This window comes from Desertivibrio insolitus, from assembly GCF_017355965.1.
Lineage (GTDB): Bacteria > Actinomycetota > Actinomycetes > Actinomycetales > Microbacteriaceae > JAFIQW01.
In genome coordinates this window covers 496,118-518,304 of record NZ_JAFIQW010000003.1, presented here as the reverse complement: position 1 = coordinate 518,304, position 22,187 = coordinate 496,118, and the positions used below count along the sequence as shown (strand labels likewise).

General features: G+C 70.4%; 24 protein-coding genes and 3 tRNA genes. 9 read left to right on the top strand and 18 right to left on the bottom strand.

What is annotated here, in order from left to right; all coding sequences use genetic code 11:
• Nucleotides 1-75 precede the first annotated feature (75 nt).
• Nucleotides 76-414 (top strand): protein kinase family protein, encoded by a 339-nt coding sequence (locus JUB10_RS09285; protein ID WP_207455821.1) that lies wholly within the window; start codon nt 76-78, stop codon nt 412-414.
• 25 nt (nt 415-439) lie between these two features.
• Here JUB10_RS09285 and JUB10_RS09280 read toward each other — a convergent pair whose 3' ends face one another.
• Nucleotides 440-2,260 (bottom strand): glycoside hydrolase family 15 protein, encoded by a 1,821-nt coding sequence (locus JUB10_RS09280; protein WP_207455819.1) that lies wholly within the window; start codon nt 2,258-2,260, stop codon nt 440-442.
• Nucleotides 2,257-2,802 carry a Dps family protein gene (locus JUB10_RS09275; protein ID WP_207455817.1) on the bottom strand — a complete coding sequence of 182 codons (546 nt, stop codon included), beginning with the start codon at nt 2,800-2,802 and terminating at the stop codon, nt 2,257-2,259. Before JUB10_RS09275 ends, JUB10_RS09280 begins: the two co-directional genes overlap by 4 nt.
• Nucleotides 2,803-2,921: 119 nt before the next feature.
• Here JUB10_RS09275 and JUB10_RS09270 point away from each other — a divergent pair, with 119 nt between their 5' ends.
• Both JUB10_RS09270 and JUB10_RS09265 read left to right on the top strand, forming a co-directional pair.
• On the top strand, nt 2,922-3,197 hold the full coding sequence (locus JUB10_RS09270; RefSeq protein WP_207455815.1) for a DUF2277 domain-containing protein: 276 nt from the start codon (nt 2,922-2,924) through the stop codon (nt 3,195-3,197).
• Between the two features lie 28 nt (nt 3,198-3,225).
• Nucleotides 3,226-4,167: a phosphotransferase enzyme family protein gene (locus JUB10_RS09265; protein WP_207455814.1), complete on the top strand. Its 942-nt coding sequence runs from the start codon at nt 3,226-3,228 to the stop codon at nt 4,165-4,167.
• Between the two features lie 6 nt (nt 4,168-4,173).
• On the opposite strand, the gene JUB10_RS09260 is transcribed toward JUB10_RS09265, so the two are convergent.
• Nucleotides 4,174-5,025 carry an HAD-IIB family hydrolase gene (locus tag JUB10_RS09260; RefSeq protein WP_207455807.1) on the bottom strand — a complete coding sequence of 284 codons (852 nt, stop codon included), beginning with the start codon at nt 5,023-5,025 and terminating at the stop codon, nt 4,174-4,176.
• 10 nt (nt 5,026-5,035) lie between these two features.
• The gene (locus tag JUB10_RS09255) at nt 5,036-5,863 is read right to left on the bottom strand and encodes a universal stress protein (protein ID WP_207455806.1); all 828 of its coding nucleotides are present in this window, start codon (nt 5,861-5,863) and stop codon (nt 5,036-5,038) included.
• A gap of 103 nt (nt 5,864-5,966) precedes the next feature.
• Here JUB10_RS09255 and JUB10_RS09250 point away from each other — a divergent pair, with 103 nt between their 5' ends.
• Both JUB10_RS09250 and JUB10_RS09245 read left to right on the top strand, forming a co-directional pair.
• Nucleotides 5,967-7,559: a sensor histidine kinase gene (locus tag JUB10_RS09250; RefSeq protein ID WP_207455804.1), complete on the top strand. Its 1,593-nt coding sequence runs from the start codon at nt 5,967-5,969 to the stop codon at nt 7,557-7,559.
• On the top strand, nt 7,556-8,182 hold the full coding sequence (locus JUB10_RS09245) for a response regulator (RefSeq protein ID WP_207455802.1): 627 nt from the start codon (nt 7,556-7,558) through the stop codon (nt 8,180-8,182). The genes JUB10_RS09250 and JUB10_RS09245 overlap by 4 nt, the downstream gene beginning before the upstream one ends.
• 77 nt (nt 8,183-8,259) lie before the next feature.
• Here the strand turns inward: JUB10_RS09245 and JUB10_RS09240 are convergent, their stop codons facing one another.
• Nucleotides 8,260-8,466: a hypothetical protein gene (locus JUB10_RS09240; protein WP_207455800.1), complete on the bottom strand. Its 207-nt coding sequence runs from the start codon at nt 8,464-8,466 to the stop codon at nt 8,260-8,262.
• Nucleotides 8,467-8,549: 83 nt separating this feature from the next.
• On the opposite strand from JUB10_RS09240, the gene JUB10_RS09235 reads away from it, so the two are divergent.
• Nucleotides 8,550-8,957 carry a DUF1801 domain-containing protein gene (locus JUB10_RS09235; protein WP_207455798.1) on the top strand — a complete coding sequence of 136 codons (408 nt, stop codon included), beginning with the start codon at nt 8,550-8,552 and terminating at the stop codon, nt 8,955-8,957.
• Here the strand turns inward: JUB10_RS09235 and JUB10_RS09230 are convergent, their stop codons facing one another.
• The 4 genes from JUB10_RS09230 to JUB10_RS09215 form a co-directional block, all read right to left on the bottom strand.
• Nucleotides 8,958-10,145 (bottom strand): FUSC family protein, encoded by a 1,188-nt coding sequence (locus tag JUB10_RS09230; RefSeq protein WP_207455797.1) that lies wholly within the window; start codon nt 10,143-10,145, stop codon nt 8,958-8,960.
• An 86-nt stretch (nt 10,146-10,231) separates the two neighbouring features.
• A tRNA-Arg gene (locus JUB10_RS09225) sits at nt 10,232-10,304 on the bottom strand.
• Nucleotides 10,305-10,355: 51 nt separating this feature from the next.
• Nucleotides 10,356-10,862, bottom strand: coding sequence for a 2'-5' RNA ligase family protein (locus JUB10_RS09220; RefSeq protein ID WP_207455796.1), 507 nt, complete (start codon nt 10,860-10,862; stop codon nt 10,356-10,358).
• 97 nt (nt 10,863-10,959) lie between these two features.
• A complete protein-coding gene (locus JUB10_RS09215; protein ID WP_207455794.1) occupies nt 10,960-11,757 on the bottom strand; it encodes a TerC family protein in 798 nt (265 codons plus the stop codon).
• Between the two features lie 144 nt (nt 11,758-11,901).
• On the opposite strand from JUB10_RS09215, the gene JUB10_RS09210 reads away from it, so the two are divergent.
• Nucleotides 11,902-12,627, top strand: coding sequence for a gamma-glutamyl-gamma-aminobutyrate hydrolase family protein (locus JUB10_RS09210; RefSeq protein ID WP_207455793.1), 726 nt, complete (start codon nt 11,902-11,904; stop codon nt 12,625-12,627).
• 92 nt (nt 12,628-12,719) lie between these two features.
• On the opposite strand, the gene JUB10_RS09205 is transcribed toward JUB10_RS09210, so the two are convergent.
• The 4 genes from JUB10_RS09205 to JUB10_RS09190 all read right to left on the bottom strand — a co-directional run bounded on the left by JUB10_RS09205 (nt 12,720) and on the right by JUB10_RS09190 (nt 16,797).
• A complete protein-coding gene (locus JUB10_RS09205) occupies nt 12,720-13,904 on the bottom strand; it encodes a TerC family protein (protein WP_207455791.1) in 1,185 nt (394 codons plus the stop codon).
• Between the two features lie 149 nt (nt 13,905-14,053).
• On the bottom strand, nt 14,054-14,542 hold the full coding sequence (locus JUB10_RS09200) for a general stress protein (RefSeq protein WP_207455789.1): 489 nt from the start codon (nt 14,540-14,542) through the stop codon (nt 14,054-14,056).
• A gap of 147 nt (nt 14,543-14,689) precedes the next feature.
• Nucleotides 14,690-14,780: transfer RNA gene (locus tag JUB10_RS09195), tRNA-Ser, on the bottom strand.
• A gap of 736 nt (nt 14,781-15,516) precedes the next feature.
• Nucleotides 15,517-16,797: an LCP family protein gene (locus tag JUB10_RS09190; RefSeq protein WP_207455787.1), complete on the bottom strand. Its 1,281-nt coding sequence runs from the start codon at nt 16,795-16,797 to the stop codon at nt 15,517-15,519.
• Nucleotides 16,798-17,159: 362 nt separating this feature from the next.
• On the opposite strand from JUB10_RS09190, the gene JUB10_RS09185 reads away from it, so the two are divergent.
• A complete protein-coding gene (locus JUB10_RS09185; protein WP_207455785.1) occupies nt 17,160-17,612 on the top strand; it encodes a MarR family winged helix-turn-helix transcriptional regulator in 453 nt (150 codons plus the stop codon).
• Nucleotides 17,613-17,623: 11 nt separating this feature from the next.
• Here JUB10_RS09185 and JUB10_RS09180 read toward each other — a convergent pair whose 3' ends face one another.
• From JUB10_RS09180 to serS, 5 genes are all read right to left on the bottom strand, one after another.
• Nucleotides 17,624-17,851: a hypothetical protein gene (locus JUB10_RS09180; RefSeq protein WP_207455779.1), complete on the bottom strand. Its 228-nt coding sequence runs from the start codon at nt 17,849-17,851 to the stop codon at nt 17,624-17,626.
• Nucleotides 17,852-17,945: 94 nt separating this feature from the next.
• The gene (locus JUB10_RS09175) at nt 17,946-18,287 is read right to left on the bottom strand and encodes a hypothetical protein (RefSeq protein ID WP_207455777.1); all 342 of its coding nucleotides are present in this window, start codon (nt 18,285-18,287) and stop codon (nt 17,946-17,948) included.
• Nucleotides 18,288-18,533: 246 nt separating this feature from the next.
• A tRNA-Ser gene (locus JUB10_RS09170) sits at nt 18,534-18,621 on the bottom strand.
• 118 nt (nt 18,622-18,739) lie between these two features.
• Entirely contained in the window at nt 18,740-19,543 is an 804-nt protein-coding gene (locus tag JUB10_RS09165; protein WP_207455775.1) for an HAD family hydrolase, read from the bottom strand.
• Nucleotides 19,540-20,805, bottom strand: coding sequence for a serine--tRNA ligase (gene serS / locus JUB10_RS09160; protein WP_207455773.1), 1,266 nt, complete (start codon nt 20,803-20,805; stop codon nt 19,540-19,542). Before serS ends, JUB10_RS09165 begins: the two co-directional genes overlap by 4 nt.
• Before the next feature lie 37 nt (nt 20,806-20,842).
• Between serS and JUB10_RS09155 the strand changes: the two genes are divergently transcribed.
• The gene (locus tag JUB10_RS09155) at nt 20,843-21,838 is read left to right on the top strand and encodes a diacylglycerol/lipid kinase family protein (protein WP_207455767.1); all 996 of its coding nucleotides are present in this window, start codon (nt 20,843-20,845) and stop codon (nt 21,836-21,838) included.
• The last annotated feature ends 349 nt before the right edge of the window (nt 21,839-22,187 follow it).

The following is a 22,187-nucleotide window of genomic DNA, read 5'->3' as shown; positions in this document are numbered from 1 at the left end:
GACGCCTCGGCCGACGAAGAGGTCATCCTCGGCACGGCGAGCTACCTCAGCCCCGAGCAGGCGCTCGGCGAGCCGGTGGCCGCCGCGAGCGACATCTACTCCCTCGGGCTCGTGCTGCTCGAGGCGCTCACGGGACACCGCGAGTACGAGGGCACCGAGGAGCAGGTCGCGGTCGCCCGCCTCCTGCGCGACCCGGCGATCCCCGAGAACCTTCCGCTCGAGTGGCGTCAGCTGCTCGCGGCGATGACCACGCGGGACGCCTCCGGCCGCCCCGCGGCGGACGAGGTGGCGCGGCGACTGCGCGGCATCCTCTCCCCCACCGGTTCGGGCCGCGCAGGGCGCGACGCACTGGGACGTCGCGCCCGGCGTGGCCTGAGAAGCCTCTTCACCCGGCCGGCGCTCGTCAGCTGCTGACGAGCCGCCGCGAGCGGCGTGACCGTCAGGGCAGCAGTTCCTGCGGGGTGACCTGCTCGATCGTGATCGCGGCGTTGACGAGCGCGAGGTGGCTGAGCCCCTGAGGCAGGTTGCCGTAGGACGCCCCGTCCTTCGGGTCCATCATCTCGGCGTACAGTCCGAGGTCGTTGCCCAGGGCGATGAGCTCGTCCATGCGCGCGATCGCCTCCTCGTAGCGCCCGACGCACGCGAGGGCACCCGCGGCCCAGAAGCCGCTCGGCACGAACGCGAACTCCTGCGCATCGGCGCCGGAGTAGCGGTGCAGCAGCACGCCGTGGCCCAGCTCCCGGATGATCGCGTCGATCGTCTTCGACATCCGCTCGCCCCGGTCGAAGCCCGAGGGGGCGTGCAGCAGCACGGAGGTGTCGAGCTCGTCGGTGCCGGGGAACATGGTGTACGCCTGCGCCTGCTCAGACCAGCAGTTCTCGTGGATCCACTCGGCGATGCGGTCGCGCTCCGCCCGCCAGCGGTCGGCCGATCCGGGGATCTGCCCGCGCTCGCTCAGCGCGATCGCCGCGTCGAGCGCCTGCCAGCAGCCCATCTTCGACGATGTGTAGTGCTGCAGCGTGCCGAGCTCCCACATGCCCGAGTCGCGCTGCCGCCACGCGTCGCACGCGCGATCGGCGACGGCGGCGAGCAGCCGGCCGGTCTCGGCGTCGAGCAGGTTGCCGCCCTCGACGTACTGCCGCAGGATGCCGAACAGGTCGCCGTAGACGCCGAGCTGCATCTGGTCGGCGGCCGGATTGCCGCTGACGACGGGGCCGATGCCGCGCCAGCCGGGCGAGTCGTGCTCCTGCACTCCGGCGGCGACCTCGCCCTCGAGGGTGTAGAAGATGTGCATCTCGGGGCCGTTGGCCCGGATCGTGCGGAGCAGCCACGCGATCGCGGCGTGGTTCTCCTCGCGCAGCCCGAAGCGCGTGAGGGCGGTGAGGGTGTACGCCGCGTCGCGCACCCACGCGAAGCGGTAGTCCCAGTTCTTGCCGCCGCGCACGGCCTCCGGCAGTGACGTGGTCGCCGCCGCCGCGATCGCCCCGGTGGGCGCGAAGATGAGGAGCTTCAGCACGAGCGCGCTGCGCTGCACGGCATCCGCCCACGGCCCGTCGTAGCTGAACTCCCGCGACCAGGCCTGCCAGTACTCGGCCGTGCGGTCGACGCTGCGGTCGACGCGGTGCGGGTCGGGCAGGTGCAACGGCTCCTCATCGGTCGCGGCGAGCAGCAGCAGGTGACGGCTGCCCTCCGCGGTCGTGAAGGCCCCGTCGAGCTCGTCCGTGCCGCCGTCGCCGGGACCGTGCTCGAAGCCGAGCACGGCGACGTTCACCCCGCCGATCCGGATGACGCGGCCGTGCACCGTGTCGTGCACCCAGGGCGACGCGGTGCGCAAGCGGGTTCCCGGCCGCACCCGCCAGGCGAACGGCACCTCGCCGTCGATGCCGTCGATGCGGCGGACGAGCTCGACCCATGGCAGCCGACCGGCGATGCCGGTGACGAGCGCGTCGGTGATGCTCGCGCTGCCGGCATCCGTCGTGAAGGTCGTGCGCAGCACGTTGGTGCCGGGCAGGTACTGACGCTCGACCGAGAAGGGCACCGTGGGGGCGAGCTCGAAGCATCCGCCGTGCTCGGCGTCGAGCAGCCGCGCGAACACCGGCGGCGAGTCGAGGTTCGGCAGCGGCAGCCAGTCGATGCCGCCGTCGCGGGCGATGAGCGCGACGGTGCGCCCGTCGCCGATGGCCCCGTACGACTTCAGGTCGACATAGCCCCGGCGACGGGCGTCCCGCTCGTCGGTGCGGGTCTCGGCCGGCGCCGTCAAGCGCGGTCGGCGGGCGTGCGGTTCTCGGCGGAGACGAACCAGGCGAACTGCTCGAGACGCTCGATGATGCCGTGCAGGATGTCGGCGCTCGTCGGGTCCTCCTCGTCGACGTCGTCGTGCACGTCGCGCATCGTGCCGACGGCGGCCTCGAGGCGCTGCACGACGAGGTCGACGATCTCAGCGGTGTCGATCTCGCCGTTCGGGAACTCGGGCAGCGTCGTCGTCGCGGCGACGGTGTCGCTTCGCCCGTCGGGCACCGCGTGCAGCGCGCGCAGGCGCTCGGCGATCTCGTCGCTCGCCTCACGGGCGTACTCGACGATCTCGTCGAGCTGCAGGTGCATGTCGCGGAAGTTCTTGCCCACGACGTTCCAGTGGGCCTGCTTGCCCTGCAGGTGCAGCTCGATCAGGTCGACCAGCACGGCCTGCAGGCAGTCGGTCAGCTTCTGGGAGGCGGTGAACCCGCGCTCGGCGTTCTGCCGGCGCGACGTCTTCGCGCCGCCGTCCGACGGAACCTCGACGTGTCGTTCGATGGTGGAGGTCATGGGTGTTCCCCTCTCGTTCGGTCGTTCCGACCCACACAACCAGGCGAGGTTGTGTGTTGCTTGGAGGCCAGGTGTAGAGGGCCTTCCCGTGCGCGGAGGGTCGGCGTAGCCTCCACGGCATGTGCCGGAACATCCACACGCTCCACAACTTCGAGCCCGCGGCGACGAGCGACGAGGTGCACGCGGCCGCGCTGCAATACGTGCGCAAGATCAGCGGCACGACGAAGCCGTCGAAGGCCAACCAGGAGGCGTTCGACCGCGCCGTCGCGGAGATCGCCCACATCACCCAGCACCTGCTCGAGGACCTCGTGACCACCGCGCCGCCGAAGTCCCGCGAGATCGAGGCGGCGAAGGCGCGCGAGCGCGCCGCGAAGCGGTACGCCGTCGCAGGGTGAGACGGCGCGCGACCACTACGGTCGTCGCATGCTCCCCCACCCCGACGCCGACGACGTGCGGCTCTGGCTCGCGCGCGACTTCGGCGTCGAGGCGGCACCCCTCACCGTCGCCGAGGGCGGGGCGGATGCCGCGGCGCTGACCTGGCGCGCGACGTCGCTCGACCCCGCGGTGCCCGACCTCGCAGTCAAGTGGTCGCGCCGCGACATCCGGCCAGGGCTCGAACTCGCCGCGACCCTCGCTCACTCGGGTCTGCGGGTGCCCCGGCCGCTGGCGGCGACGGACGGACGGCGCTGGAGCGAGCGCGGCGGCGGGCTGCTCGCGGCGGTGCCATGGGTGCACGGCGAGGAGGCGGTCGTCGCTCCGTTCGGAGCGGGTGGATGGCAGGGGCTCGGGCGACTGCTGCGACTCGTGCACGACACCCCCTTCGACGGCTGGGCGGCGACCGGACGGCGCAGCATCCGCCGCTCGGACGAGGACCTCGCCTCGGCGGTCGCGACGCTCGACGCCGGCGTCGCGGCGCGCTGCCTGACGCTGCTCGAGCGCACGGCGCCGGCCCTCGCCCGCGAGTCCGGCGCGCCACACGTCACCTGTCACGGCGACCCGCACCTCGGCAACGTGTTGCTGAGCCCCGAGGGCGAGGTCTGGCTGGTCGACTGGGACGAGTGCGTGCAGGCGCCGCGGGAGGCCGACCTCGTGCTCGTGCTGCTCGGGGTGCTGCCCACCTGGCCGATCGGCGAAGCCGACAAGGCCGCGTTCCTCGAAGGCTACGGCCGCGACATCGAGTTCGACGACGAGCTGCTGCTCGCCTTCGGCGCGATCCGTGCGGTCGAGGACGTGCTCGGCACCGCGCGCATCATCGCCGACGAGGAGCGCACCGTCGGCGAGCGCGCCGCGGCGGAGCAGACGCTCGCGGGCATCCTCTCCCCCGACGGGCTCGTCGGGCTCGTCGAGGCGCGCCTGGGGCTCTAGCCGGGGTCAGCCCTGCGGCAGCGCGACGAGGGCGTCGAGCGCGGCGGCGATCCCGTCGTCGTCGTTGCGGTGCGTGATCACGTCGGCCGCCGCGAGCACGTCGGGGTGCGCGTTCGCCGGCGCGACCGAGAGCCCCGCCCAGGCGAAGAGGCCGAGGTCGTTGCGGCCGTCGCCCATTCCCACGACCTCGGACGCCTCAACGCCGAGCGCCTCGGCGATCCACGCGACCCCGGTCGCCTTGCTCACGTCGGGCGCGGTCACCTCGAGGTAGCGCGGGTTCGAGATCTCGGCGTCGACGTGCTCGCGCAGTGCGTCGGCGAGCGCGAGGGTCTCGTCGAGGCCGGGGCTGATGAGCAGCAGCTTCTCCGGCGGCTCCTGGTCTTCGAACCGGCCGAGCTCGGGGTCGAAGCGCGCGTTGCGCGCCTCCCGCTCGATGCGGGCGTCGGTCGCCTCGATGATCCACCGCTCGCCGGCGTACCAGCAGATGCTCGCGCCCGCGGCGCGGGCGTGACCGACCGCGGCGAGCGCGGCGCGCTTCTCCATCGGCACCCGCAGGTGCGTCTCCAGGTCGCCGTCCTCGTCGTAGCTCGCCACGTGGGCGCCCTGACAGGCGACGAAGCGCACCGGCGCGAACAGCGACAGTTCGCCGAGGAACGCGCGCATGCCCCGAGGCGGTCGCGACGACGCGAGCACGACCTCGACGCCCGCCTCGCGGGCGCGCGCGACGGAGGCAATCGTGACCGCGGAGAGCGTGCGGTCCTCGCGGATGAGGGTGTGGTCGACGTCGATCGCGACGAGTCGGGGGCGGATGCCTCGGGTCAGCGGGCTCAGGTCGGGCGCGACGGCGGTGGCATCCATCGACTCGAGCCTAGACGGCGACGGCGCCGGCCTTCTCCCGGGCCGAGCTCCGGGCGATGAGCACGGGTGCGTTGATGTTCATGAGCACGTCGTGCGCCACGGGTCCGGCGACGGAGTCGAGATGCGAGGCGTCCCGAGACGTGCCGAGTACCAGTAGCGAGGCCTGACGGGCGGCGCCGAGCAGAGCGTCGACGGGGGCCCGGTGCACGACCTGCGTCTCGACGACGAGGCCGGGATCGAGCGCCGCGAGCGCGAGTGCTTCGGCGAGCACGTCGCCGCGTCCCTCCGAACCGGGCGTCTCGGGACCGCCCGGTTCGAGAGGGGCGGCGTGGAGGGCCAGGAGCCCGGTGCCGAGATGACGGGCCTCGCGCGCGGCGAGAGCGAGCGCCGGGGCGGCGGCGTCGCTGTGCTTGACACCGACGACGACGGCGTCGCGGCGCTTCAGATCGAGTTCGGGGATGACGGCGACGGATGCCCGGGACAGCGACGCCACGAGCACGCTGCGGGCCCCGACGACGCGGCCGCGCAGCCAACCGGTCTTGTTCGTGCCCATGACGAGGACGTCGTCGGGCCCGCCGAGACCCGCGAGCGAGCGCGTCACACTGCCGAGCAGCAGTGACGTGCCGAGAACGAGGGAGGGATGGCCGGCGCGGGCCGCGTCGAGCGCTCCGGCAAGGAGCGCTTCTCCACGCTCGACGTGCCGGTCCGTGCGGTGTTCGACGACGTGCACGAGCACCACGGGGGCGTGCTCGGCCTCGGCCCGCGCCAGCGTCCAGTCCAGCGCCGCGCTGCTGGGGCGGGATCCATCGAGCGCGACGTAGTAGGTGGTACCGGACACGGAGCCATAATGTGGGGCTACCGCGGGTCCCTCGTAGGGTCCAAGGTCCCACGCGCCCCTGATCTGGGGGCGGCACGGTAGCCGTTCGAGGCCAGGCAGGACGATGAGCACTCTCGATCCGATTCCGAGCAGGCTGCGCACCCTGCTCTCGGTGAGCCGCGCGGTCGTCGAGGAGCTCGACCACACCGTCGTGCTCGAGCGCGTGCTCGAATCGGCGAGGACCGTCGTCGGTGCGCGCTTCGCCGCGATCGGCGTGATCGCACCCGACGGGCGCCTCGAGCGCTTCCTCGACACCGGCATCCCGGAGGGCGTCGTCGAGAGCGTCCGGGCGCCCCTCGGCGAGGGGATCCCCGGGCTCCGCCTCGGCGATCCCGAGCCGGTCCGCCTCCGCGGTCTCTCCATCGGCCCGCTCGACGAGGTCACCGGGCGGCCGCTGATCCGGAGCATCCTCTCCGTGCCGATCCGGGTCAGGGGTGAGATCTTCGGAAGCCTCTTCGCCGCCGAGCACCCGCGGGGCGGTTTCACGGCCGACGACCAGGAGCTGCTGACGGCCCTGTCGGCCGCCGCCGGCGTCGCCATCGAGAACTCCCGGCTCTTCGAGGAGACGGCGCAGCGTCAACGCTGGTCGTCGGCCCTCGCAGAACTCACCGCCGCCCTGCTCGCCGACGAGGGCGACGCGCTGACTCTGTTACTCGACCGCGCGGCCGAGCTAACCGATGCCGACGTCGCGACGCTCATCCGGCCGGTCGCCGGCGATCGTCTGCTGCTCGAACGGGCGCGCGGCCCGCGCGCGGCCGAGTTCGAGGGTCGTATCGTGCCGCTCAGCGGCAGCGTGACCGAGCGGGTGCTCGCGAGCGGCCAGCCGGTGCTCGTCGACTCCTACGCCGGGGTCGACGAGATGCCCTCGACTCTTGGGCCGAGCATCGTCGTGCCGATGCAGGTCGGGGGCGCCACGCCGGTGCTGCTCGGCGTCGGACGGCGCACGGCGTTCAAGCCGTTCGACCTCGAACTCGTCGGCGACTTCGCGGCGCAGGCCGCGGTGGCCGTGCGGCTCGCGCAGGCGCGGGAGGAGAAGCAGCGCTACGACCTGCTCGAGGAGCGCAGCCGGATCGCCCGCGAGCTGCACGACAGCGTCATCCAGCGCCTCTTCGCCTCCGGGCTCACGCTGCAGCGGATCGGCGGGGCGATTCCGGATGACGCGACGCGCGCCGTGCTCGACGCGCAGGTGGCCTCGCTCGACGAGGCCATCGCCGAGGTGCGCACCGCGATCTTCGCGCTCACGGTCGAGCAGGGCGAGCGACTACGTCCGCTGCGGCTGCGGCTGATCGACCTCGTCGGTGAGCTCGCGGCGCTCTTCCCGAGCGTTCCGCGGTTGAGCTTCTCCGGAGCGGTGGACCTGGCCGTCGTCCCCGAACTCGGCGACGACGTCGTCGCGGTCACGCGCGAGGCGCTCATGAACGTGTCCCGCCACGCCCAGGCCACCACGACCGACGTCAACGTCGCCGTGCGCGACGGGCGGCTGACCGTGCAGGTCGCCGACGACGGGATCGGCATCGGCGACATCGAGCGCTCGAGCGGTTCGCTCAACATGCGGGCCCGCGCCGAGCACTGGGGCGGCCGCCTGGAGTACCGCAGGCGGGCCGAGGGAGGCACACTGCTTATGTGGGAGGTCGCACTCCCAGGGGAGGCTTCATGACGACCGTGTTCCTGGTCGACGACCACGAGATCGTGCGCCGCGGGCTCGCGGACCTCATCGATGCCGAGGCGGACCTCGAGGTGATCGGCGAGGCAGGCACCGCAAAGCAGGCGCTCAGCCGCATCTCGGCCACGACGCCCGACGTCGCCGTGCTCGACGTGCAGCTGCCCGACGGGAGCGGCATCGACGTGTGCCGCGACATCCGCTCCACCCACCCCGAGGTGAAGTGCCTGATCCTCACGGCGTACGACGACGACCGGGCCACCTACGCGGCGGTGCTCGCCGGGGCATCCGGCTACGTGCTGAAGAACATCCGCGGGCAGGGGCTGCTCGACAGCATCCGCGCGGTCGCGGCCGGGCGCACGCTGATCGACCCGTCGTCGGTGAAGAAGATCCAGGACCACGCCGAGACGCCGGAGGTCTACGCACAGCTCGACCTCACCCCGCGCGAGCGGCAGGTGCTCGGACTCATCGCCGACGGGCTGACGAACCGGCAGATCGGCGACCAGCTGGAGCTCGCCGAGAAGACGGTCAAGAACTACGTGTCGGGCCTGCTCGCGAAGCTCGGCATGGAGCGCCGCACGCAGGCGGCGGTCTACGGGGCCAAGCTCCGCGACGAGTAGGCGTTCAGCCCCGGCGGTCGAGTGGCCGCGGAGCTCCGCATCGAACCGCCCGCGCCCTCAGGGGACCTGAGCGGCGCCTACTCCATCGTCTTCGGCTTGCGGCGACGGTTCTCCCACTCGCGCAGGAAGTACAGCGGGATCATGAGGCCGAGCGACGCGACGAGCACGCCGAGGCCGAAGAACACCGCGTTCATCGGGAACGAGGCCGCGATCGCCAGGGGGAGGAAGATCCACGATCCGAAGAAGATGACGATCGCGACGATGCCCTCGACGTAGTTGCTCATACGCCAATACTCGCAGGTTCGGCGGGGGTGGATCGAGCCGAGGGGCTGCCGCGACGTCGCCCGCGCTCAGTAGCATCCGGAGCATGTCCGACGTCGAGCAGTACATCGCCGCGATCCCGTCGCCGAAGCGGCGGCGCGACGCCGAGACTCTCGTCGAACTGATGCGGCGCGCGACGGGCGAGGAGCCGGTGCTCAAGGGCACGATCGTCGGTTTCGGGCAGTACCACTACCGCTACGCGAGCGGCCGCGAGGGCGACTCGCACGCGGCGGCCTTCGCGCCGCGGAAGGCCGCGACGACCGTCTACCTCAACGACGGCGTCGACGCGCACGCCGACGACCTCGCCCGGCTCGGGCCGCACACGACCGGCGTCGGATGCCTCTATCTGAAGGACCTCGCGGCCGTCGACCTCACGGTGCTCGAAAAGGTCGTGCGCGACTGCCACCGCACGCTCACCGCCGGTGTCTTCGGTGAGCGGGCCGGCGACCACTAGTCACCGCTCGAGATCGAGCTGCGTCACGATGTGATCGATCGCGGCGAGGACGGTGCCGCGCACGACCCACCGTCCGCCCTCCGCGGGCGGCACGTCGAGCAGCATGAGCTCGGTCAGCACGGCGCGCGTCTCGCTGACCGTCTCGACCATCCGCTCCACCGCGTCGCCGTCGCGGCGTCCGGAGCGCCCGTACTCAGCGTCGATGACGTCGCCGAACTCGCGCAGCGCGGTCGAGACGTCGTCCAGCACCACCGCGACGGCCCGCCGCAGCTCCGCCTCCGCGCTGCCGGATGCCTCGTCGGGCTGCGTCGACGCGTCCTGCCCGATCGCCACGAGGAAGGCCCGCTCCGCCGCGAGGCACGCCTCCAGCCGGTCGAGCGACCGCCGCAGACCGGGGTGCACGAGCGCCACGCGGAGGGCGCGCGGGTTGAAGCGCCGGCTCTCGCGCACCGACTCGACGGCGAGCGACGCCTCGCCGAGCTCCTCAGAGATGTGACGCGTCCAGTCCGACCAGGCCGCCACCTCCTCGACGTGCGGCGGGCGGTCGCCGAGCGTCATCGCGATCTCCGACATCAGCGCCGCCTGCGAGCGGGCCACCCGGCGCACGGCGTCGCTCGCCCTCAGGTTGGGGATCGCGACCGGCACGATCAGGCTGAACACGATGCCGACCACCGTGCCGATGAGCGTGTTGCTCACCCGTACCTCGGCGGCGACGTCGGGCGAGGAGACGGCGAGGATGAGCATCGCGCTGATCGGCGCCTCGAGCCACTGGTCGCCCAGCCGGAACACTTTCGCGAGCGTGAGCGACAGCGCGATCACGGTGGCGAGCGTCCACCAGGTGAGGCCGAGCGACGCCGACACCGCGACGGCGACGAGCACACCCGTCAGCACGGCACCGACCCGCACGAGCCCCATGAGCAGGGTGCCGACCGTCGACGCCTGCACCACCAGCAGAGCGGTGAGCGGCGCCGTGAGATCGAGGATGCCGGGGAAGAACGCGTCGGCGACCACGTAGGCGACGACGGACGCGACCGTCAGCCGCGTGATCTGCACCGCGTGAGGCTCGACGCGAGCGCGGATGTCGCTCCAGGACGCGATCGCCCGCAGCTCGGAGATCCGGCGGCGGAAGTCCGCGCCGGTCGTTCTCGCCCGCTGCCGCTCCGCGGGGGTGCTGAGCTCTCGAGTCATCCTCTGCTCAGTATGGAACGCCGCACCAGGCGCGAGGGCGGAGATGCAGAAAGCCCCTCCCGTGTGGGAGGGGCTTTCTCGCGCTGTGCGCCCGGAGGGACTCGAACCCCCAACCTTCTGATCCGTAGTCAGATGCTCTATCCGTTGAGCTACGGGCGCCTGCCGCCTCGAAAAGGCAACCAGAAAACTATAGCAGGAGCCGGAGGGTGCTCAGCGCACCGTCGTCACCTGCTTGGCCTCACCGTCCCAGATGCGCAACCCCTCGAACGTGCCGGAGAGCGGCCGCAGGTCGAGCACGGCCAGTGCCGAGGCCAGTTGCGCGGCGGTCATCCGCTTCGCGAGCGTCATGTGCGGCGTCCATGCGTCGGGCTCCGTGTTGCGCAGGTCGGGGTCGCCCGGTCCCACCGCCTCGCGCACGGCGCGCTGCAGAACGAGCAGAGCCGCCGACGGCACCACCTGGCGGGCGACGACCACCCGGTCGCCGTGCCGGAAGAGCACGAGGCCGCCGAGCTGCACGGGCAGGGGCAGCAGCTCCGCGACATCCGTCAGCGACAGCGGCTGCGGCAGCGCTCGACGCACGATCGTCGTCACGTGCGGGCGGTTCGTGGGCGACGTGTGACGTGCGAGCGACGGCAGGTCGGCCTCGGCGAGGGCGGCCCACTGCTCGCGGACGGCCTGCTCGAGCTCGGGATCGGGAAGCAGCTCGATGCTGAACATGACCGGCAGTCAAGCGGATGCCGCTGGGCGAACCCCTCGCCCGACGGCCCGGGTTCGCTCGGCGGCGACGAATCCACCGCCGGACGACCCGCAGCGCTTACTTCTTGTCGGCCGCCTCGGGCTCGTGCAGGCGGTAGCCCTCGCGCAGGTGCACCGGCTCGACGTGCTCGTGGCGCTTCTTCTCCTGGCGGCGCTTGTACGCGAGGTTCAGCAGCTCGACGATCACGGCGAACGCGATCGGTCCGTAGATGAACGGCTTCTCGATGTGGAAGTCGAAGCCCTCCGCCACGAGCGAGGCGCCGATGAGCACCAGGAACGCGAGAGCGAGCATCTTCACCGTGGGGTGGCGGTTGACGAAGTTCGCGATCGCCTCGGCGGTGAAGAGCATGAGCCCGATCGCGAGCACGACCGCCGCGATCATGATGTAGAGCTGGTCGACCATGCCGACCGCGGTGATGACCGAGTCGAGCGAGAAGACCACGTCGAGCAGCAGGATCTGCACGATCACGCCGCCGAAGGTCGCCGCCTTGCCGGTGCCGGCATGGTGCTCCGACCCCTCGAGGCGCTCGTGGATCTCCTTGGTCGCCTTGTAGATGAGGAAGCCGCCGCCGAGGATCAGGATGATGTCGCGGCCGCTGATCGCGAGGGCCTCGTTGTCGCCGATCGAGAAGATCGGCTCGGTGAGGCCGATGATCCACGCCGCGAAGAACAGCAGGATGATCCGCAGCACGAGCGCGAGCAGCAGACCGGTCGTGCGCGCACGCCGACGCTGGTTCTCGGGGAGCTTGTTGGCGAGGATCGAGATGAAGATGACGTTGTCGACGCCGAGCACGATCTCGAGCACGAGCAGCGTCGCGAAGGCGATCCAGAGGTCGGGGCTGGTGAAGAACTCCACGTTCCGGAGTTTATGCGGCGGCTGTACGTGAACTTGTGAGTTTCTCCCAACATGCAGGAAGTGCAAGCAGGGCCTCGGGCAGTGGGATGAAGCAAAAAGTCACATGTCACACGGATGCAACACGGCTGACCTAACCTCGTCGGCATGCCAACTCTCGCTGTCGTCGACGTGCTGGAGAGCCGCCCCGGACGCGAGCGCTACCAGCGCCTCGTCGAGGTGCTCAACACCTCGCTGATCGAACGCGTGACGGACCTCGGGTGGGACGTCAGCCGCCTCGCCGCCGGCACGCTCGGCACCGACACTCTGCTGCGCCGGGCCGACGGCGCGGACGCCATCATCCTGATGGGCGGCGAGGACATCGCCCCGCACTTCTACGGCGGCGAGAAGGACTACCCCGGCGGCGGCGTGCACGTCGAGGAGGCGGATGCCGCGCAGATCGCGCTCGTGCAGCGCGCGGCGGAGCGTGGCACCCCGCTCCTCGGCATCTGCCGCGGGCATCAGGTCGTCAACGTCGCCCTCGGCGGCACCCTGATCCAGCACATCTCGTCCGAGGTGAAGCACCGGCTCGCCGAGCTCAGCCCGCACGAGATGGAGGCGCACGGCGTGCAGATCTCGGGCGCACTGGCATCCGTGCTCGACGACGGCATCGACGTGCGCTCGAGCCACCACCAGGCGGTCGACCGCCTCGGCCAGGGCCTGCGCGTCGCGGCCGTCGCGCCGGACGGCATCGTCGAGGCGGTCGAGCACGAGAGCGCGCCGATCACCTCGGTGCAGTGGCACCCGGAGCACCCCACGGCCCCGCTCGCCGACTTCGAGAAGCTCGTCGGCCTCCTCGGCCCGACGGGCGGGGTGCGCCGGCTCGCCAGCTAGCGACACAGCGCACGAGGCGACTCACCGCGCTCTGAAAGGCCTCCCCAGCAGCAGAATGCCCCGAGGCACGCGGCCCCGGGGCATCCGCTCGACTAGCGGGTCGCCTTGTCGTGCTGGGCGTGCGCCGCGTCGATCGACTCGAACACGCCCCTCTCCTCGTCGATCAGCTTCTTGTACTGCGCGGGCAGCGCCTTGATGTTCTTCTCGGCGCGGAGGAGCTTGTTGTAGTTCTCCTCGCGCAGCTGCGGGTCGCTCTCGTAGTCGGCGTCGAGGTAGTGCTCGGCCATGCGGTGAGCGTTGCGGATGTCGTTGATCGCGCGTCCCTTGGGGCTGAGCAGCGACAGCACGACCGTGACGGTCAGAATGCCGACGATGACGAGCAGGGAGAGGTTGGTCGGGATCTCGTACACCTCGACGTGCTCGCCGCCGTTGATGAACGGCAGGTTGTTCTCGTGCAGCGCGTGCAGGAACAGCTTCACGCCGATGAACGCGAGGATCGCCGCGAGGCCGTAGGCGAGGTAGATGAGGCGGTCGAGCAGACCGTCGATGAGGAAGTAGAGCTGCCGGAGGCCGAGCAGCGAGAACGCGGTCGCCGTGAACACGAGGTACGTGTTCGTCGTGAGGCCGAAGATCGCGGGCACCGAGTCGAGGGCGAACAGGATGTCCGTGCCGCCGATCGCGACCATGACCAGCAGCATCGGCGTGAGCACGCGCTTGCCGTTCTCGACCGTGAACAGCTTGTCGCCGTCGTAGTGCTGCGAGGTGTGCAGGAACCGGCGGGCGAGTCGGATGATGATGTTGTCGGCCTCGTCCTTGTCGTTGTGGCCGGGACGCACGAGGTTGATCGCCGTGAAGATCAGGATCGCGCCGAAGATGTAGAACACCCAGGCCGCGGCGTTGATCGCGGCGGCGCCGATGAGGATGAACACCGTGCGGGCGATGAGCGCGAACGTGATGCCGAAGAGCAGCACCTTCTGCTGGTCGGCCCGCGGCACCTTGAAGCTCGCCATGATGACGAGGAACACGAACAGGTTGTCGACCGACAGCGCCTTCTCGGTGATGTAGCCCGCGAAGTACTCGGCGCCCATCGTGCCGCCGCCGAAGAGCAGCACGCCGAAGCCGAAGAGGATCGCGATCCCCACGTAGATCGCCGACCAGAACGCCGCCTCCTTGAGCGTCGGCGTGTGCGCCTGACGGACGTGGAAGAAGTAGTCGAAGGCCAGCAGGGCGAGGATCGCGGCGATCGTCGCGGCCCAGATCCAGAGAGGGGTGTCCATGTCGCTCGTTTCTTGAGAGTGGCAAGGGCGGAAGGGAAGGGCTGAAGTTTCTCAGCGGCTCCTGTGGAGCGGCTTCAACGGTGCAGACGGTGCAGTAACACGGATGCCCCGGGGCTCGCGCTCCGGGGCATCCGTCGTTCCGATGATGGTCAGCGGGTCGGCGACACCATGCCGGCGAGCGCCTGTTCGGCCCGGTTGGCCTGCGCCTCATCGACCACGACGTCGTAGCGGCTCGCCTCGATTCGCCGGGTGGACGAGAAGTCGCGGCGACCGCGCGTGGCCCAATGGCCGATCGCGCCGAACAGGGCGCCCCACAGGGCGCCGAGGCCGACCGCGACGAGCAGCACGCCGAAGAACGCGATGCCCGGGCTGAAGAAGCCGAACAGCAGACCGATGAGCAGACCGAACCAGGCGCCGCTCGCGGCGCCGAGGGCGGCAGCGCGTCCGACGGTGAGCCGGCCGGAGACGTCCTCGACGATCTTGACGTCGTGCCCGATGATCGAGGTCGACTCGACCGGGAAGCCGTTGTCGCTGAGGTAGTCGACCGCGGCCTGCGCGTCGAGGTAGTTGTCGAAACTGCGGACGGTGCGGCGGGGGCCCCGGTCGGGCGTGGCACCGGTCGGGAACGGGGTGGTCATTGCAGGTCCTTCCTGAGGATGGACTTCGACGCTATTGACCAGGGCTGAAGAATGACTTGCCGAACGCAGGGAGTGTGCAGAAATCCTTCAGCTATCGGCGGCCCTCGCACAAAGAAAAAGCCCGCCTCGAGGGGCGGGCTTTCAGAGCGGAGACGGTGGGATTTGAACCCACGGTACCCAATAAAGGGTACTCCACCTTAGCAGGGTGGTGCACTCGACCGGACTATGCGACGTCTCCTCGGTCCGCAGCCATCATAGCGGCACCTCGCGCCGCTTTCCGTCAGCACGGCAACCCGTGATGGGGGACCCGACGTGTCCCCCTGGTCCTCCTCGGGGTACACGTCGTGTCCTCACTTCGGGGCATCAACGAAATTTCCGGCGCGATTCCGAGGCCCTGCAGGAGATCACCTCCTACCGCCGCTTCCCAGTGATTCCGCGGAACTCCGATACTCGATCGGCTTGATCCCCACCTCAGCGGAAACGCGCCACCCCCCGAAGTGGGGAAGGGTACAACGCTTGTCCTCCGAAATGCCGACGTATAAATTCATTCATGTGCCGGGAGGCAAGAGGAACCCGAAACCTCGCGCTTCACCCGAACCGGTGCAGAACCCAACCCGAGACAAGGCTGCCCATGTCGACGCAATCGCGCCCTCGCCACCGATCCGACGAACGCTCTGACTTCCGAGTCTTCCTGCGAGCGCTTCGAACGGAGCGGGTCCCCCAGACCGCTTCGGTGGCGGGCGCGGTTGCGAGCCCTCCGGCTGTCGCCGGCGAGCAGCCCCGACGCCGCGGACGGCACGCAGCCGTTTCCGCCTAGAGACTCTCGGCTCACGCATTCCCCCGCGGTGAGCCGAGTATCACCGGAGCGAAGACCTCCCCGGCTCCCCGGTGATGGTGCCCGGAAGGATGTGGCCTTCCGGGCACCTCCTTTTTCCAGCCTGGGCCCCGCCCCGACCGGCGCTCCGTGCGCCCGACTAGTTCGGAACGGTGCAGGTGTAGTCCGCCGCCGTCTGGCCCTTCAGGCCGTCGATGACCGCGGGCTCGGACGGCGCCGCCGACGCGGACGGGTCGCTCGACGGCTCGGCCGACGGGGTCGCTTCGGGCGCCGCGGACTCGGTCCCGGTCTCGGTCGGCTGCTCGGTCGCCGGGGCGTTCGGGTCGGCCGTCGAGCCGTTGCCCGTCTCCCCCGCCGTGATGCCGAACGGCACGTCGTCGATCAGGTACTGCATCAGCTGGTCGGCGGCCTCGTCGTTCGGCACGAGCCGGTTGGCATCCGCCGCGCTCGCTCCCGCCGGGTACTGCACGAACTGGATGTTCTCGAGCGGGATGTCCTTGAGCGCGTACGCCAGCGAGACGAGGGTGTCGGCACTCGACGTCGTGAGGCTCATGTTCTGGGTCGCGGCGTAGGCCAGCTTGTAGAGCTCGGCGGGGTTGCTCAGCACGCCGCCCGCCATGATCTTGCGCATCATCGACGACAGGAACACCTGCTGCGAACTGATCCGGCTCTGGTCGCCGCCGTCGCCGACTCCGTAGCGGGTGCGCAGGAACTTCAACGCGTCGGCACCCTGCAGGGAGTGGGTTCCCGCGCTCAGGTAGAGCTCCGTGTGCTTGTCGCTGAGGTCCTCCGTGATGCAGACGTCGACGCCGCCGATCGCGTTCGACATCGCGATGACGCCGTCGAAGGTGATGAGGCCGGCGAACTGGATCTCGAGCCCGGTCAGCGCCTGAACGGTGAGCACGGTGCAGGGCATGCCGCCGTACTGCAGCGACGAGTTGATCTGCTGCGACGTCATTGCCGGGTAGTTGCCCGAGCCGTCCTCCTTCGGGCACGCCGGGATGGAGACGAGCAGGTCGCGCGGGATGCTGACCGCGGTCGCGCGCGTGTGGTCGCCGGAGACGTGGACGAGGATGTTGACGTCGTTGAGGTTCGAGCCCTCCGACTTGCCGTAGCTGCCGCTCTGGCCCTCCCGGATGTCCGACCCCACGAGCAGCACGTTGAAGCCGCCCTCGTAGTCGGCGACGTTGAACTCCTCACCCGGCTCCTGACCAGGAAGGGCGATGACCTGGATGCCGCTCTGCAGCTGCCACAGGGCGATCGAGCCGACCGAGACGATACTGACCAGCAGAACGGCTGTCGCGGCGGCGACGAAGCGGAAGAGGGAGCCGACGGGACCGCGGCGAGGGAGCCGACCGTGCCGCGCGATGCCCTTGATACGGGGCCCTCGGTCGCGGCGTCGTCGAAGCTCGTCGCTCACGCAGTCCCTTCCGGTCGTTGGCACGCGGGTGCGGCGCGCCAGAAGCTCTCGCGGAATGGTACGCGATGACCTCCTGACGCGCGCGCCCGACCGACCGGTGCGCGGAGGATCAGCGGAGCGTCAGCCCCACCAGACGAGCACGCATCCGCTGAGCGTCGAGGTGACGACGAGGGCGAGTCCGAGGGCGGTGATGGCACGTCTCATGCTTCGACACTTCCACCCGTCGGCTGGCCACCGCTGGGCATCCACTGAAAGATCCTCGATTTCGACCCGCGGTACGTAGCGTGGAAGAGACGAAAGATCACACAGGTGGGGGTGAGGGCCGGCGTCGCCGGTCAGGAGTGGTGGAGTACCGAGCGAGGATGACCGACCATGACCGCGGGTCGACCCTGAACGCCGACGCGGCGTCGGCGGTCGAGGAACTGCGGCTCGCCGACGCGCAATTGCGTCGTCGGCGGCAGGCCTCGAGCGGGCCGCGTGAGATCGACCGTCGCGCGTTCCGGCTGATCGCCGAAGCGCACGACGACGGCCGCCCGCTCACCGCGAAGGAGCTCGCCCGCAGCCTCGAGATCTCCACCGCGTCGACGACGATCCTGCTCGACCGGCTCACGGAGGCGGGCCTCGTGATGCGTCGCCCTCACCCGACCGACCGCCGCGCGATCACTATCCATCCCACGGGTCGCCCGCTGGACCTCGGCGACGAGCTCTCGCGCCGCATCGCGGAGGTCGCGAACGAGCTCGACCCGGAAGAGGCCGCCGTCGTCGCGCGGTTCCTGCGCCGCGTCACCGGGGTGCTCGACTCGGAATCGCGCTGAAAGCCGTCGGCTCACTCGAGGTAGAACTTCTCCAGCACGGGCGAGAGGTCGTGCGGTCGCACGTCGAGGGCTTCGGCCAGCCGCACCAGTTGCGCGACCTCGACGTCCGACGTCGGGTCGCCCTCGACCGCGGCCAGTCGCTCCGCCGTGATCGCGCCGCCGGTGAGCACGGCGAGCTGATCATGGCTCAGATCGTTGGCCGTCCTGGCGAGGAACAGTCGGCGGGCGAGGTTCGGCACGGCAGAACCATAAAGCTTCGGCCTAGAGGAGCGGGAATCGCCCCGGAAAGGGCTTGACAGCCAGGCCGATTCACGGCATTGGCGGAGCAGCGAATCAGCTGCGGGCGAGCGCTTCCGCGGTGCGGGCCTCGAGGTAGGCGGAGAGGCGCGCAACGGTCTGCAGTTCGTCCGTCAGGTTGAAGACGTCGGCGGTGAACATCCGCAGTTCCTCGTCACGGGCGCCGATGTGGAGGCACCACTGCGGCCGCTCGTGGCTCGGGCGCTCGAGGTACGCCTCGGCTGAGGTGAACTGGAATTCGATCAGCACGAGCCCGGCGTCGAGGTCGCGCGCATCGAGGTCGCGCTCGAGGGTGCGGATGCCCATCGGGATCCGGTGTCCGAGCTCGCGGAAGTCATCGAGCCATTCGTTGATGGTGTCGGCGGAGAAGAGGGCCACCGCTGAAGAATAGTCAGGTTCTGACCGATCGGTCGACCAGGGGCCAGGGCGCCCGATCGAACACAGCCCGCCGGCCTCACTCGCGGAAGGCATGGAATTCGAACCCAGCGCGCTGGAGCACAGAGCGGAGGGCGTGGGATTCGAACCCAGCGCGCTGGAGCACAAAGCGAAGGCCATCTCTGGCCTTCGCCGCGACGCCAGCGCCGCCGCCCGTCCCGGGCGACGGGAACACGCGCTCGCCGTGAGTGGCGGAGGGCGTGGGATTCGAACCCACGAGACATTTCTGCCCACTGGTTTTCAAGACCAGCTCCATCGGCCGCTCGGACAGCCCTCCGAGGGGCGAGTTTAGCCGGGGCTCTCCCCCGCGCGCGCCGTTCCGGATGACGCAATGCGGCGCGCCTCGAAGCGTCATCCGCGACACCGGCACGACGCCGCCAGACGCCGGCGGGGGGCTAGAGCGTCGCGAGCACCTGCGCGACGCCGTCCTCGTACTCCGAGCCGGTCTGCTCGTTGCCGGCCTCGACGACCTCGGGCGGGGCCGATCCCATGGCGACACCGCGTCCGCCCTCGGCCGCGGCCCACTGCAGCATCTCGATGTCGTTGCGGCCGTCGCCGATCGCGACGACCTGCGAGCGCGGGATCTCGAGCGCCTCGCGCACCCGCTCGAGCGCGAACGCCTTGGTGACGCCGTGCGGGGCGATGTCGAGCCAGTTGGTCCAGCCGATGTTGTAGGCCACCTTGTGCAGCCCCATCCGCTCGACGGTGTCGATGAACTCGTCCTCCTCCGTCTCGGGCGCGATGACCACGAGACGGGTGGCGCGGTGGCCGAAAAGCTCCTCGAACTCGACGCGCTCCCCCGCGGCGCCGAGCGACCCCTCCGGGAACTCGCCGGTGTAGCGGTAGAAGCCGTTCTCGTCCTCGACGGCGAAGTGCGCCGACTCGAGCCAGCGCGCGATCTTCTGCAGGGCGTCGGTCGGGTCGAAGGTCTCGACGTTCTCGCGGCGGTAGCCCGCCGGGGCATCCGCATCGCGCTTGAGCGTGATGGCGCCGTTCGCCGTCACCACGAACTCGCTCGTGAGGCCCAGCCGCTCGAGCACGGGCAGCGTCATGGCGACGCTGCGTCCGGTGGCGAGCATGACCTCGTGGCCGGCGTCGCGCACGCGGGCGACCTCGGCGAGCACGGCATCGGTGATCTCACCGTCCTCGGTGAGCACCGTCCCGTCGATGTCGAGCGCGATCAGCCAGCGATCGCTCATGCGACGGGCACGAACCGATCGAGTCCGCCGAGGTAGGGCTGCAGCCCCTCGGGCACGAGCACCGAGCCATCCGCCTGCTGGTGCGTCTCGAGGATCGCGACGATCCATCGGGTCGTGGCCAGCGTGCCGTTGAGGGTCGCGACCGGGGCGGTCTTGCCCGACTCGGTGCGGTAGCGGGTGTCGAGGCGGCGGGCCTGGAACGTCGTGCAGTTCGAGGTGCTGGTCAGCTCGCGGTAGGTGCCCTGCGTCGGCACCCAGGCCTCGATGTCGAACTTGCGGGCGGCGCTCTGCCCGAGGTCGCCCGCGGCGACGTCGATCACCCGGAAGGCGAGCCCGAGGTCGCGCAGCATGCCCTCCTGGTACGACAGCAGCGCCTCGTGCTCCTCCTCGGCGCGGTCGGGCCGGGTGTAGCTGAACATCTCGAGCTTGTTGAACTGGTGCACGCGCAGGATGCCGCGGTTGTCCTTGCCCGCGGCCCCGGCCTCGCGCCGGTAGCAGGTCGACCACCCGGCGTACCGGATGGGGCCGGCCTCGACGTCGATGATCTCGCCCGAGTGGTACCCGGCGAGCGCGACCTCGCTCGTGCCCGTGAGGTAGAGGTCGTCGGCGGGCAGGTAGTAGATCTCATCCGCGTGCTCGCCGAGGAACCCGGTGCCCTGCATCACCTCGGGGCGCACGAGCGTCGGCGTGATGAGCGGCGTGAAGCCCTGCTGCATCGCCCGGTCGAGCGCGAGGTTCATGAGCGCGAGCTCGAGGCGCGCGCCGACGCCGCGCAGGAAGTAAAAGCGGCTGCCGCTGACCTTGGTGCCGCGCGGGATGTCGATCGCACCGAGCAGCTCGCCGAGATCGGCGTGGTCGCGGGGTTCGAAGTCAAAGCTCGGCACCTCGCCGACCTCGCGCAGTGTCACGAAGTCCTCCTCGCCGCCGGCGGGGACGCCGTCGATGATCGGGTTCGCGAGCGCGCCGACGGTGCGGCCGAACTCCTCCTCGGCGGCGTTCGCATCGGCCTGCGCCTGCTTCACCTTCGCGGCGAGCTGCTGCGCCTGCGCGACGAGCTCCTTCTTCTGCTCCTTGGGCGCGGATGCCACGGTCTTGCCGAACGCGTTCTGCTCAGCGCGCAGCGACTCGAACGTCGCGAGGGTGGTGCGGCGGGCGGCATCCGCCTCGAGCGCCCTGTCGACGAGTTCGACGGAGGCGCCGCGGGCCTCCTGCGATCTGCGGATGGTGTCGGGATTCTCACGCAGAAGCTGGGGGTCGATCACAGCGTTCAGTCTGCCAGACCCCCGGTAACGTGAGGCTATGGCCGCATCCTCCGCCGAAAGCCAGAGCACGCGGCACGCTGCCGTCGTGTACAACCCCGTCAAGGTCGACTTCGAGGCACTCAAAGCCTCGGTCGACGAGCACGCCCGCGCCGCCGGCTGGGGTGAGTCGCGCTTCTACGAGACGAGCGTCGAGGACCCCGGTGGCGGGCAGACCAAGCAAGCCATCGAGGAGGGCGCGGCGGTCGTCATGGCCGCCGGCGGTGACGGCACCGTGCGTGCGGTCGCCGAAGCGCTGCGCGGCTCGAATGTGCCCATCGGGCTGCTGCCGAGCGGCACGGGCAACCTGCTCGCCCGCAACCTCAAGCTCACCCTCGACCGGCTCGACGAGTCCGTCGCGACCGCGTTCGAGGGCGTCGACCGCGCGATCGACCTCGGCGTCGCCACCGCCGAGCGCGAGGACGGCTCGCGCAGCGAGCACGCCTTCCTCGTCATGGCGGGCCTCGGGCTCGACGCCAAGATGCTCGCCAACACCAACGACGACCTCAAGGCGAAGGTCGGCTGGATCGCCTACGTCGACGCCATCGTGAAGGCCCTACGCGACAAGAACCGTCTGCGCATGCGCGTGAAGGTCGACAACTCCGCGCCGCGCGTGCTGCAGGCGCACACGATCCTCATCGGCAACTGCGGGCTCCTGCCCGCGAACGTGCTGCTGCTGCCGGATGCCGCGGTAGACGACGGCATCTTCGACGTGGTCGCCCTGCGCCCCGAGGGCCTCATGGGCTGGCTGCAGATCTGGACCAAGGTCATCTGGGAGAACGGGATCCTCCGACGCACCGAGGTCGGCCGCAAGATCATGGGCGACCGCAAGGAGGTGCGCACCCTCCGCTACATGAAGGGCAAGTCGATCACCCTGCGGCTGGAGCGAGCCCAGGAGTTCGAGCTCGACGGCGACGCGTTCGGACACGTGCGCGCGCTGCGTGCCGTGGTCGACCCGGGCGCGCTCAAGGTGAAGGTGCCCGCCGACTCGGTGTGAGGTGCGGCGCTGCCCTGCACGCGAACCCGCCATGAGGTTGCAACCCCGCCGCTTGTTGGTGGCGGGGTCGTGGGTTGGTGGCGGGGTCGTCGGTTGAAGGCGGGTTGCGGCTTGGCGGCGTGTTCGTGGCTTGGTGCCGGGCTTGCGCGGCAACCGGTGCGACTCGCACTCGTGAGACCGCCGCCTGCGTGAACCCGCCATGGAGAGGCAAACCCGCCGTCTCCTGAAGGCGGGTTCGTGGCTCAGCAGCGGGGGCGTGGCTTGGTGGCGGGCTCCGTGCGGGTTCGCTCGTTGGCGTGCGTGAACATGCACTCGATCGCCGCGGGCGCTGTTGATCGCATGCCGTTTT

Bases quoted from the DNA above. Each gene is read 5' to 3' on its own strand.
- JUB10_RS09240 (WP_207455800.1), bottom strand. From the start codon at position 8,466: ATGAGCAACTACGTCGAGGGCATCGTCGCGATCGTCATCTTCTTCGGA.
- JUB10_RS09230 (WP_207455797.1), bottom strand. From the start codon at position 10,145: ATGACTCGAGAGCTCAGCACCCCCGCGGAGCGGCAGCGGGCGAGAACG.
- JUB10_RS09250 (WP_207455804.1), top strand. From the start codon at position 5,967: ATGAGCACTCTCGATCCGATTCCGAGCAGGCTGCGCACCCTGCTCTCG.
- JUB10_RS09260 (WP_207455807.1), bottom strand. From the start codon at position 5,025: ATGGATGCCACCGCCGTCGCGCCCGACCTGAGCCCGCTGACCCGAGGC.
- JUB10_RS09220 (WP_207455796.1), bottom strand. From the start codon at position 10,862: ATGTTCAGCATCGAGCTGCTTCCCGATCCCGAGCTCGAGCAGGCCGTC.
- JUB10_RS09210 (WP_207455793.1), top strand. From the start codon at position 11,902: ATGCCAACTCTCGCTGTCGTCGACGTGCTGGAGAGCCGCCCCGGACGC.
- JUB10_RS09205 (WP_207455791.1), bottom strand. From the start codon at position 13,904: ATGGACACCCCTCTCTGGATCTGGGCCGCGACGATCGCCGCGATCCTC.
- JUB10_RS09185 (WP_207455785.1), top strand. From the start codon at position 17,160: ATGACCGACCATGACCGCGGGTCGACCCTGAACGCCGACGCGGCGTCG.
- JUB10_RS09265 (WP_207455814.1), top strand. From the start codon at position 3,226: ATGCTCCCCCACCCCGACGCCGACGACGTGCGGCTCTGGCTCGCGCGC.
- JUB10_RS09270 (WP_207455815.1), top strand. From the start codon at position 2,922: ATGTGCCGGAACATCCACACGCTCCACAACTTCGAGCCCGCGGCGACG.
- JUB10_RS09275 (WP_207455817.1), bottom strand. From the start codon at position 2,802: ATGACCTCCACCATCGAACGACACGTCGAGGTTCCGTCGGACGGCGGC.
- JUB10_RS09155 (WP_207455767.1), top strand. From the start codon at position 20,843: ATGGCCGCATCCTCCGCCGAAAGCCAGAGCACGCGGCACGCTGCCGTC.
- JUB10_RS09165 (WP_207455775.1), bottom strand. From the start codon at position 19,543: ATGAGCGATCGCTGGCTGATCGCGCTCGACATCGACGGGACGGTGCTC.
- JUB10_RS09245 (WP_207455802.1), top strand. From the start codon at position 7,556: ATGACGACCGTGTTCCTGGTCGACGACCACGAGATCGTGCGCCGCGGG.
- JUB10_RS09200 (WP_207455789.1), bottom strand. From the start codon at position 14,542: ATGACCACCCCGTTCCCGACCGGTGCCACGCCCGACCGGGGCCCCCGC.
- JUB10_RS09235 (WP_207455798.1), top strand. From the start codon at position 8,550: ATGTCCGACGTCGAGCAGTACATCGCCGCGATCCCGTCGCCGAAGCGG.